The 14,781-nt window shown below is 72.4% G+C and carries 15 protein-coding genes; 4 read left to right on the top strand and 11 right to left on the bottom strand.

What is annotated here, in order from left to right; all coding sequences use genetic code 11:
- Positions 1 to 121 precede the first annotated feature (121 nt).
- Positions 122 to 1,201 (bottom strand): succinyl-diaminopimelate desuccinylase, encoded by a 1,080-nt coding sequence (dapE, locus tag IF54_RS0120485; protein ID WP_030320687.1) that lies wholly within the window; start codon positions 1,199 to 1,201, stop codon positions 122 to 124.
- Positions 1,202 to 1,286: 85 nt separating this feature from the next.
- Here dapE and IF54_RS0120490 point away from each other — a divergent pair, with 85 nt between their 5' ends.
- Both IF54_RS0120490 and IF54_RS0120495 read left to right on the top strand, forming a co-directional pair.
- Positions 1,287 to 2,282, top strand: a complete 996-nt coding sequence (locus tag IF54_RS0120490) for a hypothetical protein (RefSeq protein ID WP_030320689.1) — start codon at positions 1,287 to 1,289, stop codon at positions 2,280 to 2,282.
- Between the two features lie 273 nt (positions 2,283 to 2,555).
- Positions 2,556 to 3,011: a hypothetical protein gene (locus IF54_RS0120495; protein ID WP_030320691.1), complete on the top strand. Its 456-nt coding sequence runs from the start codon at positions 2,556 to 2,558 to the stop codon at positions 3,009 to 3,011.
- A 66-nt stretch (positions 3,012 to 3,077) separates the two neighbouring features.
- Here the strand turns inward: IF54_RS0120495 and IF54_RS0120500 are convergent, their stop codons facing one another.
- A complete protein-coding gene (locus IF54_RS0120500) occupies positions 3,078 to 4,169 on the bottom strand; it encodes a bifunctional succinyldiaminopimelate transaminase/glutamate-prephenate aminotransferase (protein WP_030320693.1) in 1,092 nt (363 codons plus the stop codon).
- Positions 4,170 to 4,284: 115 nt separating this feature from the next.
- On the bottom strand, positions 4,285 to 4,602 hold the full coding sequence (fdxA, locus tag IF54_RS0120505) for a ferredoxin (protein ID WP_020136779.1): 318 nt from the start codon (positions 4,600 to 4,602) through the stop codon (positions 4,285 to 4,287).
- Positions 4,603 to 4,742: 140 nt separating this feature from the next.
- On the opposite strand from fdxA, the gene IF54_RS0120510 reads away from it, so the two are divergent.
- Together IF54_RS0120510 and IF54_RS0120515 are read left to right on the top strand one after the other, a co-directional pair.
- Positions 4,743 to 5,753 carry a GNAT family N-acetyltransferase gene (locus IF54_RS0120510; RefSeq protein WP_030320694.1) on the top strand — a complete coding sequence of 337 codons (1,011 nt, stop codon included), beginning with the start codon at positions 4,743 to 4,745 and terminating at the stop codon, positions 5,751 to 5,753.
- Positions 5,754 to 5,785: 32 nt separating this feature from the next.
- On the top strand, positions 5,786 to 6,658 hold the full coding sequence (locus tag IF54_RS0120515) for a transglutaminase-like domain-containing protein (RefSeq protein ID WP_030320695.1): 873 nt from the start codon (positions 5,786 to 5,788) through the stop codon (positions 6,656 to 6,658).
- Between the two features lie 80 nt (positions 6,659 to 6,738).
- Here the strand turns inward: IF54_RS0120515 and IF54_RS0120520 are convergent, their stop codons facing one another.
- From IF54_RS0120520 to IF54_RS0120555, 8 genes are all read right to left on the bottom strand, one after another.
- Positions 6,739 to 7,356 carry a response regulator transcription factor gene (locus IF54_RS0120520; protein ID WP_020136782.1) on the bottom strand — a complete coding sequence of 206 codons (618 nt, stop codon included), beginning with the start codon at positions 7,354 to 7,356 and terminating at the stop codon, positions 6,739 to 6,741.
- Entirely contained in the window at positions 7,353 to 8,519 is a 1,167-nt protein-coding gene (locus tag IF54_RS0120525) for a sensor histidine kinase (protein ID WP_030320699.1), read from the bottom strand. The genes IF54_RS0120520 and IF54_RS0120525 overlap by 4 nt, the downstream gene beginning before the upstream one ends.
- Positions 8,516 to 9,256: an ABC transporter permease gene (locus IF54_RS0120530; RefSeq protein WP_030320702.1), complete on the bottom strand. Its 741-nt coding sequence runs from the start codon at positions 9,254 to 9,256 to the stop codon at positions 8,516 to 8,518. Before IF54_RS0120530 ends, IF54_RS0120525 begins: the two co-directional genes overlap by 4 nt.
- Positions 9,253 to 10,164, bottom strand: a complete 912-nt coding sequence (locus IF54_RS0120535) for an ABC transporter ATP-binding protein (RefSeq protein WP_030320705.1) — start codon at positions 10,162 to 10,164, stop codon at positions 9,253 to 9,255. Before IF54_RS0120535 ends, IF54_RS0120530 begins: the two co-directional genes overlap by 4 nt.
- A 115-nt stretch (positions 10,165 to 10,279) precedes the next feature.
- A complete protein-coding gene (locus IF54_RS0120540) occupies positions 10,280 to 12,979 on the bottom strand; it encodes a membrane protein (RefSeq protein ID WP_030320707.1) in 2,700 nt (899 codons plus the stop codon).
- A 158-nt stretch (positions 12,980 to 13,137) separates the two neighbouring features.
- On the bottom strand, positions 13,138 to 13,548 hold the full coding sequence (locus IF54_RS0120545) for a DUF6113 family protein (RefSeq protein WP_030320709.1): 411 nt from the start codon (positions 13,546 to 13,548) through the stop codon (positions 13,138 to 13,140).
- Positions 13,545 to 14,402: an N-acetyl-1-D-myo-inositol-2-amino-2-deoxy-alpha-D-glucopyranoside deacetylase gene (gene mshB / locus IF54_RS0120550; RefSeq protein WP_030320712.1), complete on the bottom strand. Its 858-nt coding sequence runs from the start codon at positions 14,400 to 14,402 to the stop codon at positions 13,545 to 13,547. Before mshB ends, IF54_RS0120545 begins: the two co-directional genes overlap by 4 nt.
- Before the next feature lie 58 nt (positions 14,403 to 14,460).
- Positions 14,461 to 14,655 carry a hypothetical protein gene (locus IF54_RS0120555; protein WP_020136789.1) on the bottom strand — a complete coding sequence of 65 codons (195 nt, stop codon included), beginning with the start codon at positions 14,653 to 14,655 and terminating at the stop codon, positions 14,461 to 14,463.
- Positions 14,656 to 14,781: the final 126 nt, after the last annotated feature.

Genomic DNA, 14,781 nt, shown 5'->3' on the forward strand with positions numbered 1-14,781 from the left:
TTTCCATCTCAGCGTAGATCTACGCGGGTTACGGAGGGGGGACGTCCGCGTGTCCGGCACGAAGCGCCACCGCGCCGACCGGCCTCGGCCCATCAGCCACGGCGCACCGCGCCGGCTCCCCTCACGCCGTCAGCCAGGCCCTCAGCTTCTGCTCGGCCTCCGGGATCAGCGAGACCTTCACACGCTCGTCCACCTTGTGCGCGAGCAGCGGCTCACCGGGGCTGTAGTTCACCGCGGGCACGCCGAGCGCGCTGAAGCGGGAGACGTCGGTCCAGCCGAACTTGGGGCGGGCGACGCCCCCGACGGCGGCCATGAAGGCCTGGGCGACGGGGTGGGTGAGGCCCGGGCGGGCGCCGCCGGTGTGGTCGTCGACGGTGAACTCGTCGACCCCGCAGTCCGCGAAGTAGTCCCGCACGAAGGCCTCCGCCTCGGCCTCGCTGCGGTCGGGCGCGTAGCGGAAGTTGACCGTCAGGACGCAGGAGTCGGGGATGACGTTGGTGGCCACGCCGCCCGTCACACCGACCGCGTTGAGGCCCTCGTGGTACTCGAGGCCGTCGACGACCGGCTTGCGCGGTTCGTAGGCGGCCAGCTTGGCGAGGGCCGGGGCGGCCTTGTGGATCGCGTTGGACCCCATCCACGCGCGCGCGGAGTGCGCACGCTCTCCCTTGAACGTCAGCAGCACCCGCAAGGTTCCCTGGCAGCCGCCCTCGACCTGGTTGTCCGTGGGCTCCAGCAGGACCGCGAAGTCGCCCTCCAGCCACTCCGGGTGGGCCTCGGCCACATGTCCCAGGCCGTTGAGGTGGGCCGCGACCTCTTCGTTGTCGTAGAAGATGAACGTGAGGTCGCGGTTGGGCTCGGGGACGGTCGCCGCGATGCGCAGCTGGACCGCGACGCCGGACTTCATGTCGCAGGTGCCGCAGCCCCAGAGGTACCCCTCGTCGTCGAGCCGGGAGGGTACGTTCCCCGCGATGGGCACGGTGTCGATGTGGCCGGCGAGGATGACGCGTTCCGGGCGGCCGAGGTTCGTGCGGGCGACGACGTTGTTGCCGTGCCGGTCGACCGCGAGGTGCGGCAGGGCGCGCAGGGCGGCCTCGATCGCGTCCGCCAGGGGCTTCTCGCTGCCGCTCTCGGAGGGGAAGTCGACGAGCTGCGCGGTGAGCTGAGCCGCGTCGAGGGAAAGGTCAAGAGGGGTGTCGGCCATGCTGTCGACCCTAGCGCCCCCCGCTGCCCGCCCCTCTGACCCCATCGGGCTCTGGCTCCTCAGTACTCTCCAGTATCTTGTGCGGATGCCAGAGCCGTTGCCCCCTGCCCGCAAGCGCCGTGGCCGCCTCCTGCGTTTCGCGGCGGCCCTCGTGATCCTGTGCGCGGTCGCCGGTTACCTCGTGGTGCAGTACGTCACCGGCGGCCCCCACGGTCCGGGCTGCAAAGTCGTCTCCGGCGAGGCGGGCGGACCGTCGTACGAGTTCACGCCCGAGCAGGCGGTGAACGCGGCGACGATCACCGCCGTCGGCACCGGGCGCGGGCTGCCCGAGCGGGCCGTGGCCATCGCGCTGGCGACCGCCCTCCAGGAGTCGGGGCTGCGCAACATCTCGCACGGCGACCGCGACTCGCTGGGCCTGTTCCAGCAGCGCCCCTCGCAGGGCTGGGGCACCCCGCAGGAGATCCTCGACCCGACCTACGCGGCGGGCGAGTTCTACAAGCACCTGGTCAAGGTGGCGGACTACCAGAAGCTGCCGCTGACCGTCGCCGCGCAGCGAGTGCAGCGCAGCGGCTTTCCGGAGGCGTACGCCAAGCACGAGCCGGACGCCACCGTGCTCGCCGCCGCCCTCACCGGCACCTCGGCGGCCACCCTGACCTGTGACGGCCGCCAGGACCCCGCACAGGCGGCGGCCACCGGCTCGGCGGGCGTCACGACCCAGCAGGCCGCCACGGGCCCGGACGCGGTGCGCTCGGCCCTCGTACGGGACTTCGGGCGGGACGTGCTGGACACGACCGCGGCGGAGGTGGGCGGCAAGGCGTCGCCGCGCACGCTGTCCACCCCCGGTGACGGCAGGACCGTGACCCTTCCGGTGCGCAAGGACACGAGCCGGGGTGCCGGCCGCAGTCTCACGGAACGCGGCTGGCAGCTCGCGCACTGGGCCGTCGCCAACTCCTCCGCGCTGCGCATCGAGCGGGTCTCGTACGCCGGGCGGCAGTGGACCGCGGGCAGTACGGACAGCCAGTGGCGTCCGGCGGGCGGCGAGAGCTCCACGGGGTCGGTGCGGATCCTCACGGCACGGTAGTTCGGAAGATCACCTGGGAGGGTCACGTACGGCCGCCGCGGGAGCGGGTGTGCGCAGGTTTTCGCCGCGTCATCCCCGTATCCGCCAGAACCCTTGAGAACAAAGGGCTCCAAGGATTCGACGGACTTTCAGACCGGTAGCTTTTTGCCCGTTTTTATCCGGAGGTGATAATGCGACGCATTGCCAACTCTTTACGTTGGGCCTCCGCAACCTTCGTCGGCTTCGAGCGGTAGTCACGGCGTCCTAGCAACGTTTCCTCGTCGAAGGAGCAACATGTCCCTCCCCCTGACCCGCAGGATCGCCCGTGCCGCGCTGCTCGTCGCTGCGGGAGCGGCAGCCGGGGTCGGTGCGGCCGGCGCCGCCAGTGCGGCCCCCGCGCAGCTGCCGGCCACCCCGAACCTCGGTGGCCTGACCGCTCTGGACGGGGCGCACGTCGGCAACACGGTGGACGGTGCGGCGCAGAACCTGGCCGGGACCGCGGGCAAGGCCGGTGGCAAGGCGGTCGAGAAGGCCGTGCCGACCGCGGGCAAGACCGGCGGCAAGGCCGTGAAGAAGGCGGCTCCGGCCGCGCAGAAGACGGCGGGCGAGGCCGCCGGTTCCGCCGGGGGCCTCCTCGGGGACACGACGTCCACGGCCACGAAGGGCGGCCTGCCCACCGACTCCCTCACCAAGGGCGGCGGCCTGCCGTCGGCGGACACCCTGCCGGTGAAGAGCCTCCCGCTCGGCTAGTCCCCGCGCACACGAGGAAGGGGCCCGGAGATCTCTCCGGGCCCCTTCGCCGTACGGCGCAAGCAGTCACAGACGTTCCACGGCCGCCCGGACCCGCTCGTCCGTCGCCGTCAGGGCCACGCGGACGAACTTCTCGCCGGCCTCGCCGTAGAAGTCGCCCGGCGCCACCAGGATGCCCCGGTCGGCCAGGTGGTCGACGGTGGACCAGCAGGACTCGTCCCGGGTGGCCCAGAGGTAGAGGCTGGCCTCGCTGTGCTCGATGCGGAAGCCGTGGTCCAGGAGGGCCTCGCGCAGCAGCGTCCTGCGGGCTGCGTAGCGCTCGCGCTGCTCACGCACATGCGTGTCGTCGCCCAGGGCCGCCACGACCGCAGCCTGGGTCGGCGCCGACGTCATCATGCCGCCGTGCTTGCGGATCTCCAGGAGGGGCGCCAGAACCGCCGGGTCGCCCGCCAGGAAGGCCGCGCGGTAGCCAGCGAGGTTGGACCGCTTGGAGAGCGAGTGGACGGCCACGATGCCGTCGTAGGAGCCGCCGTTCACGTCCGGGTGGAGCACCGAGACGGGGTCGGCCTCCCAGCCGAGCTCCAGGTAGCACTCGTCGGAGAAGAGCAGGATGCCGTGGGACCGGGCCCAGGCGACGATCCTCGTCAGCTCGTCCTTGGACAGCACCTTGCCGGTCGGGTTGGACGGGGAGTTGAGCCACAGGAGCTTCAGGCCCGCCGGATCCAGCTCGGTGGGGTCGTCGTAGACCTCGTGCTCGGCCCGGGCGAGGCGGGCGCCGACCTCGTACGTCGGGTACGCGAGACGCGGGTAGGCGACCCGGTCGCCGGGGCCCAGGCCCAGCTGGGTGGGGAGCCAGGCGACGAGCTCCTTGGAGCCGACGATCGGCAGCACGTGCCGGTGGGTGACCTCGCGGGCGCCCAGGCGTCGCTCGACCCAGCCGGTGATCGCGTCGCGCAGCGCCGGGGTGCCCCAGACCGTCGGGTAGCCCGGGGAGTCCGCCGCGTCGATCAGGGCCTTCTGGATCAGGTCCGGGACCGGGTCGACGGGGGTGCCGACGGAGAGGTCGACGATGCCGCCGGGGTGCTCGAGAGCCTTCTTCTTGTACGGCTCCAGCTTGTCCCAGGGGAAGGTGGGCAGGCGGTCGGAGACTGCGGACACGGCTGTCGCGCTCACTTTCGGGTCGTACGGCAAAACGCCTCGGTCCCGTACCGCCGTGATCAGTGACGATCAGGCCGTACGGGACCGGGGCGGCACGCCTGGGGGTGCCGGATGATCAGGCCTGCGGCGGCAGCGCGGCGATGAACGGGTGGTCCCGCTCGATCAGGCCGAGCTTGCTGGCGCCACCGGGCGAACCGAGGTCGTCGAAGAACTCGACGTTCGCCTTGTAGTAGTCCTTCCACTCATCCGGGGTGTCGTCCTCGTAGAAGATCGCCTCGACCGGGCACACCGGCTCACAGGCACCACAGTCGACGCATTCGTCCGGGTGGATGTACAAGGACCGGGAGCCCTCGTAGATGCAGTCGACCGGGCACTCCTCGATGCAGGCCTTGTCCTTCACGTCGACACAAGGCTGCGCGATGACGTAGGTCACGCTGTCGTTCCTCCTCCATAGGGCGCTGGCGGGCCTCCTCAGGCTCCGCCGCCTCGCGCGCGGGAGCGCGGCGTCGTCGATGCCCGCCCCTAGTATCTCCGTTCTTGGGCATGATCCGAACAGGAGGGGTGAACTGACCTGTGGAAATCTCCGCCGCGGGGCGCCTCGTCGTCCGTATCTCCGCAGCTGACGTGGGAAAACGGGTATCCGTGCGGTGCCTGGACGAAACCGCCGTCACGCACGAGAAGTTCACCGACACGGTGGGTGTTCTCACATCATGGGACGCCGGTGTGCTGATGATCACGCGACGGGACGGGGAGCGCGTCCGCATTCCGGAGTCCTCGCTGGTGGCGGGCAAGGTCGTGCCCGCCGCCCCGGCCCGCCGCCGGGGCCCTGCCGCCTCGTACGAGGAACTGGCCCGGATCGCCGGGCGCGGCTGGCGCCCGGTGGAGAGCGAGCGGCTCGGCGAGTGGGAGCTGCGTGCCGCCTCCGGGTTCACCCGCCGCGCCAACTCCGTCCTCCCGCTCGGCGACCCCGGCCTGCCGCTGGACGAGGCCCTGGCCGCCGTACGGCGGTGGTACGGCGAGCGCGGGCTGCCGGCGTACGTACAGACCGCGACCGGCGCCGCGGGCACCCAGGAGGTGCTGTGCGCGGAGCTGGAGACGCGCGGGTGGACGCGGGAGGTGACGGCGGAGCTGTGGACGGGGGCCCTGGCACCGGTCGCGGACCGTTCCGGTGACGGTGTGGTCCTGTCCCGGGAGGCCGACGCGGGCTGGCTGGCGCGCTATCAGCGCAAGGGCGTGAGCGAGGTGGCGCTGCGGGTGCTCGGAAGCGGGCCCTCGGTGTGGTTCGCCACGGTCCCTGCGGAGACGGGAGGGGCACCGGCCGCGATCGGGCGGTGTGTCGTCGACGGCCGCTGGGCCGGATTCGCCGCGGTCGAGGTGGATCCCGCGCTACGGCGGCGGGGGCTGGCCTCGACCGTGATGGCGGCGCTGGCGCAGCGGGCGCTGGAGGAGGGCGCGTCGGCCGCGTGGCTCCAGGTCGAGTCGGACAACGCCGGGGCACGGGCGCTCTACGAGCGAATGGGGTTCAGCGCGCACCACGCCTACCACCACTACCGCGAGCCGGATGTCTCCGGCGCCGCACGGTAGTAGCGATCGCCGCGAAAGGGCACGAGCCAGCTATGCGTCCCCCGAATCCCCCGTACCCGCCGCCGCACCCGCCCCCGTCCGAACGCTCCGCCGAGCTGAGGCGGCGGTTCGCCGAGGAGGCGCGGTCCGAGCGGCCGGATCTGTCCGCGCTGTGCCTGCTGGTGGCGGCGCAGGCGGACGGGACCCTCGACGAGGCCGGGATCGACGCGGCCCAGATCGAACTCGACGAGCTGGCCGGGCGGCTGCCGTTCCGGCCGGGTGGACCGCGGTCGTGGGCGGTGGCGCTGCGGGAGCTGCTCGGGGACCGGTGCGGGTTCCGCGGCTCCGCCGCGGACTACCAGCGCCTGGAGTCCTCGCTGCTGCACGAGGTGCTGCGGCGGCGCAGGGGGCTGCCGATCCTGCTGTCCGTGGTGTGGATGGAGGTGGCCCGGCGGGCGGGGGCGCCGGTGTACGGGGTGGGTCTGCCGGGGCACTTCGTGGTGGGCTTCGGGCCGCCGGAGGAGCAGGTGCTGGCGGATCCCTTCGACGGCGGGCGGGTGCTGGCGGGCTCCGACGCCGAGGTGCTGGTGGCGGGGGCGACGGGCGCTTCGCTGGACCCGTCGATGCTGCGTCCGGCCGATCCGCTGGAGGTGGTGCAGCGCATCCTCAACAACGTGCGGGCCTGGGCCACGGCTCGGCCGGAGCGGTCGGATGTGGGGCTGTGGGCCGTGGAGCTGGCGTTGCTGCTGCCCTCGCATCCGGCGCGACTGCGGTACGAGCGGGCGCAGTTGCTGGTGCAGCGGGGTGACTTCGTCGAGGGGGCCGGGGAGTTGGAGGCGTATGCGGGGGTGGTGGCGGCGGTGGATGAGGTGGCGGCGGATCGTCTGCGACGACAGGCGCAGGCCGCGCGAGCAAGGCTGAACTAGCGGTTGTGTGGCGGGTGCGGCTGTGTGGGGGCTTGTCGCGCAGTTCCCCGCGCCCCTGAGTCAGTTGCCCTGGGCGGCGATCAGAGCCACCCCTTCTCCCGCGCGATCCTCACCGCCTCCGCCCTGTTCCGGACCGCCAGCTTCTGGATGGCCGTCGAGAGGTAGTTGCGGACGGTGCCCTGGGAGAGGTGGAGCTCCTTGGCCAGTTCCGCGTTGGTGGAGCCGTCGGCCGCTGCCCGCAGGACCTCACGTTCGCGGTCCGTCAGGGGGTTCGCGCCCTCCGCCAGGGCCGCTGCCGCCAGGGTGGGGTCGATGACCCGCTCGCCCGCCAGCACCTTGCGTACCGCTTCCGCCAGTTGGGCCGCCGGGGCATCCTTGACCAGGAAGGCGTCGGCGCCCGACTCCATCGCGCTGCGGAGGTAGCCGGGGCGGCCGAAGGTCGTGAGGATGACCAGCTTGACCGCCGGGAGCTCCTTGTGGAGCTGGGCCGCCGCCTCTATGCCGGTGGCGCCCGGCATCTCGATGTCCATGAGGGCCACGTCGATGTCGTGGGCGCGGGCCGCCGCCAGGACCTCGTCTCCGCGGGCGACTTGGGCGACGACCTCGATGTCGTCCTCCAGGCCGAGCAGTGCGGCCAGCGCCTCGCGGACCATCGACTGGTCCTCGGCGAGCAGGACCTTGATCGTGCGGCTCGTCATGGGGCGGATCCTACGTCGGCCGCGGCACCGGCGGGCACGCGGGCGACCAGCCGGAAGCCGTGCCGGGTGCCGGTGGCCTCCAGGGTGCCGCCGGCCTTCTCCAGGCGTTCGGTGAGGCCGTTGAGGCCGTTGCCGTGCCCCTTGCCGGAGCCGCCCGATCCGTCGTCCTCCACGGCGAGTTCGAGCATCGGTCCGTCGAGGGTCTGGCGGCGCAGCAGCTCGACCGTGCAGCTCCGGGCCCCGCTGTGCCGTACGACGTTGGTGATCGCCTCGCGCAGGGCCCAGGCGAGGGCCGCCTCGCTGTCCTCGGGGACGCCGGTGAGGTCCGGTTCGGCGGGGATCGCGGCGGTGACTCCGGCGGCTGTCAACGCGACCTGGGCACCGGCGAGTTCCGCGGCGAGGCGGGGGCGCCGGTAGCCGGTGACGGCCTCGCGGACGTCCACCAGAGCCTGGCGGCTGACCTGTTCGATGTCGGCGACCTGCTGGGCGGCCTTGTCGGGGTGGGCGGGCAGCATCCGGCCCGCCAGCTCGCTCTTGAGAGTGATGAGGGACAGGGAGTGACCGAGCAGGTCGTGCAGGTCCCTGGCCAGACGCAGCCGCTCCTCGTTGGCGGCGAGCTGCGCGACCCGTGCCCTGGCCTCGCGCAACTCTATGGTCGTCCGCACGAGTTCGCGGACGCCGGTCATCGCGAAGCCGCCGAGCAGGGCCGGGATGAGCAGGGCGCCGATGTAGTCGGTGCCGTCGGCGACGACCAGGGCCAGGCCCGCCATGACGGCGGACACGGCCGGGATCGTCAGGCGGGCGAGCCGCAGCGGCAGGGCCGCGCCGGACGCGATCGACACGTACACGAAGAGCACGAGCCACTCGCGGCCCAGGGTGAGGACGAGGACGGTCGACTCCGCGGCCAGGACCGCGAGCGAACCGAGCACGAACTCCTGGGCGTTGCGGCGGCCGGTGCGGAACAGCAGGGCCAGGTACCAGGCGACGAAGCCCGCGAGGCCGAGCCAGCCGAGGACGACGGCCATGACGCTGTGGCCGCCGTGCAGGAGGTCCGAGACGGGCGCGCTGAGGTAGACCAGCCAGATGCCCGTCCACAGCATCTTGACCATCATCTGCTTGCGGGTCTCCGGGCGCTGCCCGATGCCGACGCCGGTGCCGCTCACGCCTTCAACGTGTCCTTCCGGTACAGCCAGGCCGCGCCGCCCGCGAACAGGGCGAACGAGACGACCAGGATGGCGATGTCCTGTGCGTGCGGGGCGCGGCTCTGTTCGATGGCCTGCCCGAGGGCAGCGTACGCGTGCGTGGGCAGCCACTTGGCGATGTCCTGGAGCCACTGCGGGAACGTAGTCGTCGGCATCCACAGGCCGCCCAGGATCGACAGGCCGAAGTAGGTGATCATCGTGATCGGCCGGACCGCGTCACCGGTGGCGAGGTAGCCGATGGCGACGCCGAGCGCGGCGAAGACCAGGCTGCCGGCCCAGATCGCGCCGGTGAGGGCGAGCCACTGCCAGGCGTCGAGGCGTACGTGCTTCACGGCCGCGGCGACGACGAACACGATCACGATCGAGGGCAGGCTCACCACGGCCGCGCTCGCCGTCTTCGCGAGGACATAGCCCCGCCCCGGGAGGGTCGTCAGCCGCAGCTGCCGTACCCAGCCGCCCTCCCGCTCCTTGGCGATGCGCTCGCTGTTGCCCATCAGGACGGCGGTCAGGGCGCCGAAGGAGGCCATGGAGACCATCATGTAGGTCGGCAGGGTCAGGCCCGTGCCGTCGACCTTGCTGGTGCTGTCGGCGTTGCCCGCGATGATCAGGAACAGCAGCGAGGGGTACATCACCGAGAAGAACAGGAACTTCCGGTTGCGCAGGGCCCGGGTGAGTTCGAGCTTGATCAGGCTGTTCATGACTGCTTGGCCTCCTCGGCGGCGGTGATGGCGACGAAGGCCTGCTCCAGGCCGAGCCCGGCGACTTCGAGATTGCGGGGGTAGAGGCCGAGGCCGTAGAGGGCGTGCACGGTCGCGTCGGCGTCGGTGGACTGGATGCGGACAGTCTGGCCGGAGATGTCCACCGCGGTGAGGAAGGGCAGGTCGCGCAGCGGGCCCTCGTCGATGACGCCCTCCAGGTCGAAGGCGATCCTGCGGGCCCCCGCCTTCGCCTTGATCTCGGCCGCGGTGCCGTCGGCCAGCAGGCGACCCCGGTGCAGCACCAGCACCCGGTCGGCGATGGCGTCGGCCTCTTCGAGGTAGTGGGTGGCGAAGAGGACCGTACGGCCCTGGTCGGCCTGTTCGCGCATGGTGGCCCAGAAGGCCTGCCGGGTGGTGACGTCCATGCCGGTGGTCGGCTCGTCCAGGACGATCAGGTCGCTGTCGCCGGCGGTCGCGAGGGCGAAGCGGACCCGCTGGGCCTGGCCGCCGGAGAGCTTGTTGACCTTGCGGTCGGCGATCTGGGCGACGCCGGCACGGGCGAGGACGTCGTTGGGCTTGTAAGGCCTCGGGTGCAGGGAACAGGCGAGCCGGACCAGCTCCGCGACCGTGACCTCGTCCATCAGGCCGCCGCTCTGGAGCATCGCGCCCACCCGGCCCGCGACGATCGCCTCACGCGGGGTGGTGCCGAAGAGACGGACGCTGCCGCCGTCGGGCTGCTTCAGGCCGAGCAGCAGATCGAGGGTGGTCGACTTGCCGGCGCCGTTGGGACCCAGCAGCGCCACGGTCTCCCCAGGCCGCAGGGTCAGGGTCAGTCCGTCCACGGCGCGTACCTCGCCGTATGCCTTGCTCACCTGGTCGAAGGCGACCACCGGGGCTGTCGTTGTCATACGGCCATGGTGGCCTCGCGGGTACGGCGGCGGGCAGTGTCGGCCGTCCGGAGTGCCGCATGACAGATGTCATGTCAGCGGCACTCCGGGGCGGTCTCCGCTGGTGCGTGCGGGCTCAGCTCGGGTTCGTGTCGATGACCACGACGCGCTGTGCCGCCGTCTTGCCGCGCAGCGCCTTGCCCAGTGCGGAGGCGACGTCCTGCGGCAGGACGTCACGCTTGCCGCTGGCGCCGTTGATCTGCACGCCGGCGAAGGTGGTGCCGTACGCCTCCTTGAGCGCTTCCAGGTTGTACGTCTCCACGAGCTTGCCGCCGACCGCCTTGAACCCGAGGATCTTCGGCAGGGACAGCGAGCCGAAGGCGATGCTGTGCGTCGCGTCGGTCTTGATCGTGACGCGCTCGGACATCGCGGGCTCCGCGAACTCCTTCATCATCCGGTCGACCTCGGCGTTGGACACCGACGGCTGCTTGGTGGTCGTCGGGAGCGTGACCGTGCCGGACGTGCCGGTCTCCACCTGGGTGCGGTACGCCTCCTCCACCGCGGTGGTCGACCTGGCGACGTCGATGCCCTTGCCGGCCTTGCCGTAGACGGCGACGGCCTTGCCGTTCTTGAACTTGATCGTGCCGTCGGTGGCCGAGCCGGCACCGCCCGAGGCGTTCTCCAGGGCCGCCTGGAGCTTCTCCTCGTCGACCGGCATGACCGGGTCGACGACCCGGTGGTTGCCGAAGAGGGAGCCGATGACCGAGACGGGGTTGTAGTCGCTCTTCGCGGCCGCGGCGACCGTGGCCTGGTCGTCGAGCTGGAGGCCCGCCTGGTCCGGCTTGAGCTCGATGGTCTTGCCGTCGACCGAGAGCTTCAGGGGTGCGTCGACCGACTTGCCGAGGGAGTCGTCGAGCTTCTTGACGGCGTCGTCGCGGGTGCCGCCGCCGATGTCGACGCCGAGCACGGTGGTGCCCTTGGGGACGTCGGAACGGTTCATCAGCAGACCGGCTCCGTAGGCGCCGACACCGAGGAGGACCACGGTGCCGCCGACCATCGCGAGCTTGCTGCGGCCCTTCTTTTTCTTCTTCTTCGACGAGGCCGCGGTGTTCTGCGAGGCGGTGTCGGGTGCCTTCGGGGCGGTACGGGTGTCGGCACCGCCCGGACCCTGCGTGCCCGGCGGCACGACCGGGATGCCGCTGGTGACGGTGTGCCCGGAGACGTTGTCCGGGTTGCCGTAGCCGGGGGCGCCCGGTCCGGGGGCCGGCTTCTGCGGGGTGAGGATCGCGGTGTCGTCGCTCAGGCCGCCACCGGGGCCCATGCCGGTGCCGGGGGCCGCGCCGGGGGCGCCACCGAGCGTCGGAGGACCGCCGGGCCCGCCGGGACCGCCAGGACCGGCGGGAGCGCCGGGGCGGCCGCCGATGCCGTTGGCAGCGCCGGGGCCGTTGGGGGCGCCGGGGCCGCTGCGGCCACGAGGGCCGCCGGGGCCTCGGGAGGTGCCCGGGCCGGCTTGACCGTTGGGAGTGCCCTGGCCGGCGGGGCCGCCCTGGCCGCCGAAGCCGTCGGCGCCGTTGAAGGACTCGCCACCGAAGCCGTCAGGCCCGGAGAAGGACTCGGCCCTGGCGAAGGGGTCCGGTCCGGCGGGCGGTACGACCGGGCCGTCGCCGGTGACCGGACCGCCCGTGGGGCCCGCGGGGCCCTGGGGTCCGCCCGGGCCACCGGGGCCCTCCGGTCCGCCGAAGCCACCGCCGTAGTCGATCCGGCCGCCCTGGCCGCCGTAGTCGATGCCGCCGTTCTGACCGCCCGGGCCGCCGGAGCCGCCCTGCGTGCCGAAGCCGCTCTGACCGGCGGGGCCGCCCTGGCCGCTCTGCCCGCCGAAGCCGCCCTGCCCGTTCGGCGCGGCCTGACCGGCCTGGCCGCCGTAGCCGCTCTGGCCGTTCAGGGCGTCCTGACCGGCCTGGCCGCCGTAGCCGCTCTGGCCGTTCAGGGCGTCCTGGCCGGCAGCCGTGCCGTTGCCGTTCTCCGCGAAGTACGGGAGGTCGTCGCGGCGGGGTTCCTGGCCGCGCTGGCCGGGGCCCAGCGGGCCCGCGTTGAGGGCCTCGGTCACGTCGAAGGAACCGGTGCCGCCGCCGTGGCCGGGGGCCACCGGGCCGCCCGTCGCGCCCGGGAGGCCGGCGCCGTTCGTACCGCCGGAGCGGGAGCCGCCCGGCACGCTCATGGAACCGACCACACCGCCGGGCCGGCCGGCAGGACGTGCACCGCCCGCCGCGCCCGAACCGCCGTGGCGCGGCCCTGACGCACCGGCACCACCAGCGCCACCCGGACCACCGGCACCCGCGGCCGCACCCGGCGCTGCGGGTGCGCCCGGCGCTGCGGGTGCGCCCGCACCCGAACCGCCCGGCAGACCGGCGCCGTTGGTCCCGCCGCCGCCCGGACCGCCCTTGGCGGGGCCGGACTTGCGGGGCGCGAACCAGTCGCTCGCCTTCTCCTCGGCGGGCGCGGCCGGTTCGGCGGGCAGCTCGAAGGTGCCCGTGGTCGAGGAGGAACTCGGGGCCGGCGCCTCGGTCTCCGCACCCCGGTCGACGGAGCTGTCCGTCTCAGCGACGGGCTGGCGCACGACGACCGGCGGAATCGGCCGCGACCCCGGGATGTTGATCCGGATCCGGGTCGTCAGCGTGGTCTCGGTCTTGCGCTCCTCCGGCTGCGCGCCCGAACGGCCCGCGTCCGGACCGCCGTCGGACACCTGGGGCGTCCCGTACGGCGGCGTACCCGAGGGGTAGGCGGCTCCGCCGCGCCCGTTGGGCCCGGAGGACGGACTGTCAGTTTCACGACTCAAGGCAGGTTCTCCTGGTTGGCTCCGCCGCCCGTTTCGACCTCACTGCTTCGGGCGTCGGCGGCGCGCACCACCATACTGGCCACTTCTGGCCCGTATCCCACGACCGCCGGGGAAACCCACACGGGACTCGCACGCATCCGATGCGGAGAAGTGGTACGTCACTTGCCAAGTCGGACGGGACCGCCGCCCGGTTGCCGCCCCGCCCCAAGGGTGGCGCAGATCACAGCAACTGCCATGCCGCCGAGCAGGAAGAGGTAGGAGCCGCTGCCCGCGGCGAAGACGAAGTCGCCTTCAGGACGGCTGGTGGTGAGGAAGATGACGGCGACCATCCAGCCACCGGCGGGCGCGACGGCCCCGGCCCGGCTGTCGGCGGCGCGGGCCCCGCCGAGCAGCAGTCCCGCCTCGCCGAGCAGGGCGAGCAGCAGGCCCCAGGGGAACCAGCCGCCCTGCACGAGCGCCCCGGCGAGCCCGACGAGCGCGCCGAGCACGAAGAGGCCGAGGTAGGCGGCGGCCCGGCCGGCGGACGGGCGTTGCAGGGGCTGGGCCAGCATCGACGTCCGGTCGCTCATGACGTGCCCTCGATCCCGGAGAACAGGTCGCTCTCCCTGGTGCTGCCGTGTTCCCCTCTCACCAATTCGTAGTACTCGGTGGTGAAGAGGGGTTGCGCGAGTTCGTTGGAGAGTGCGAAGTACGCCCCCGACACATCGATCTGGGTCGCGTGCGCGGCCATGGCGGCGCTCTTTGCGGCGGCGTACGCGGTGCCGTCGATCTCCGTGGTGATCCGCTCGTCGTCGACCACACCCGGCACGTCGTCGAGGACGCCGGCCTTGCTGAAGGGAAGAGCGGCCAGGTCGTCCTGGAGGCGGGCGAAGGCCTGCTCACCGACCGTGCGCGGGACCCGGTTCCAGTAGACCTTCGGGATCTCCCACCCGGCGTCGGCGGCGAGCTCGACGGCTCGCATCGCGACGCGGTGGGCCTGGATGTGGTCGGGGTGGCCGTACCCGCCGTGCTCGTCGTAGGTGACGAGGACCTGGGGGCGGACCTCCAGGATCACCTCGACGAGGTGGGTGGCGGCGGTGTCGACGTCGGCCTGCCAGAAGCAGGCGGGGTCGTCGTTGTCCGGGAGGCCCATCATTCCGGAGTCCTGGTAGCGCCCGGCGCCCCCGAGCAGGCGGAAGTCCGCGACGCCGAGCTCGCCCATGGCCGCGGTGAGCTCGCCCCGGCGGTGCTCGCCGAGCGCGGCGCCGGTCAGGTGGCGCAGCCCGGGCGGGATGACCTCGCCGAGCTCGCCGAGGGTGCAGGTGACCAGGGTCACCCGAGCGCCCTCGGCCGCGTACCTGGCCATGGTCGCGCCGTTGTTGATCGACTCGTCGTCCGGGTGCGCGTGCACCAGGAGCAGACGCCGAGCGGGCTGTTCCGTCATGGCCCCAGCCTACGAGGGGCCACCGACAGTCCCGCGCAGCCGGGTCGCGGAGGACGGGTCAGAACTTGATACTGCCGATCATGCCCGCGATGTTCGTCGTCAGCTCACTGATCGTCGGGGCGATCGAGGAAGCCGCGAGATAGAAGCCGAGCAGGATGCACACGACCGCGTGTCCGCCCTTCAGACCCGACTTCTTGATCAGAAGGAAGACGACGATCGCCAGCAGCACCACCGCCGAAATCGAGAGTGCCACGGCGGCTCACCTCCAAAGATCCCAGGGACGCGGGGGGTCGGACCAGGGGGCAGATAAATCCATACGTCAGCCAGCAGGTTCATACCCACTATGCGGTAGTGATCATAACTATCCGTGGCTGCGCAT

This window comes from Streptomyces sp. NRRL B-3229 (assembly GCF_000719505.1).
GTDB lineage: Bacteria > Actinomycetota > Actinomycetes > Streptomycetales > Streptomycetaceae > Streptomyces > Streptomyces griseorubiginosus.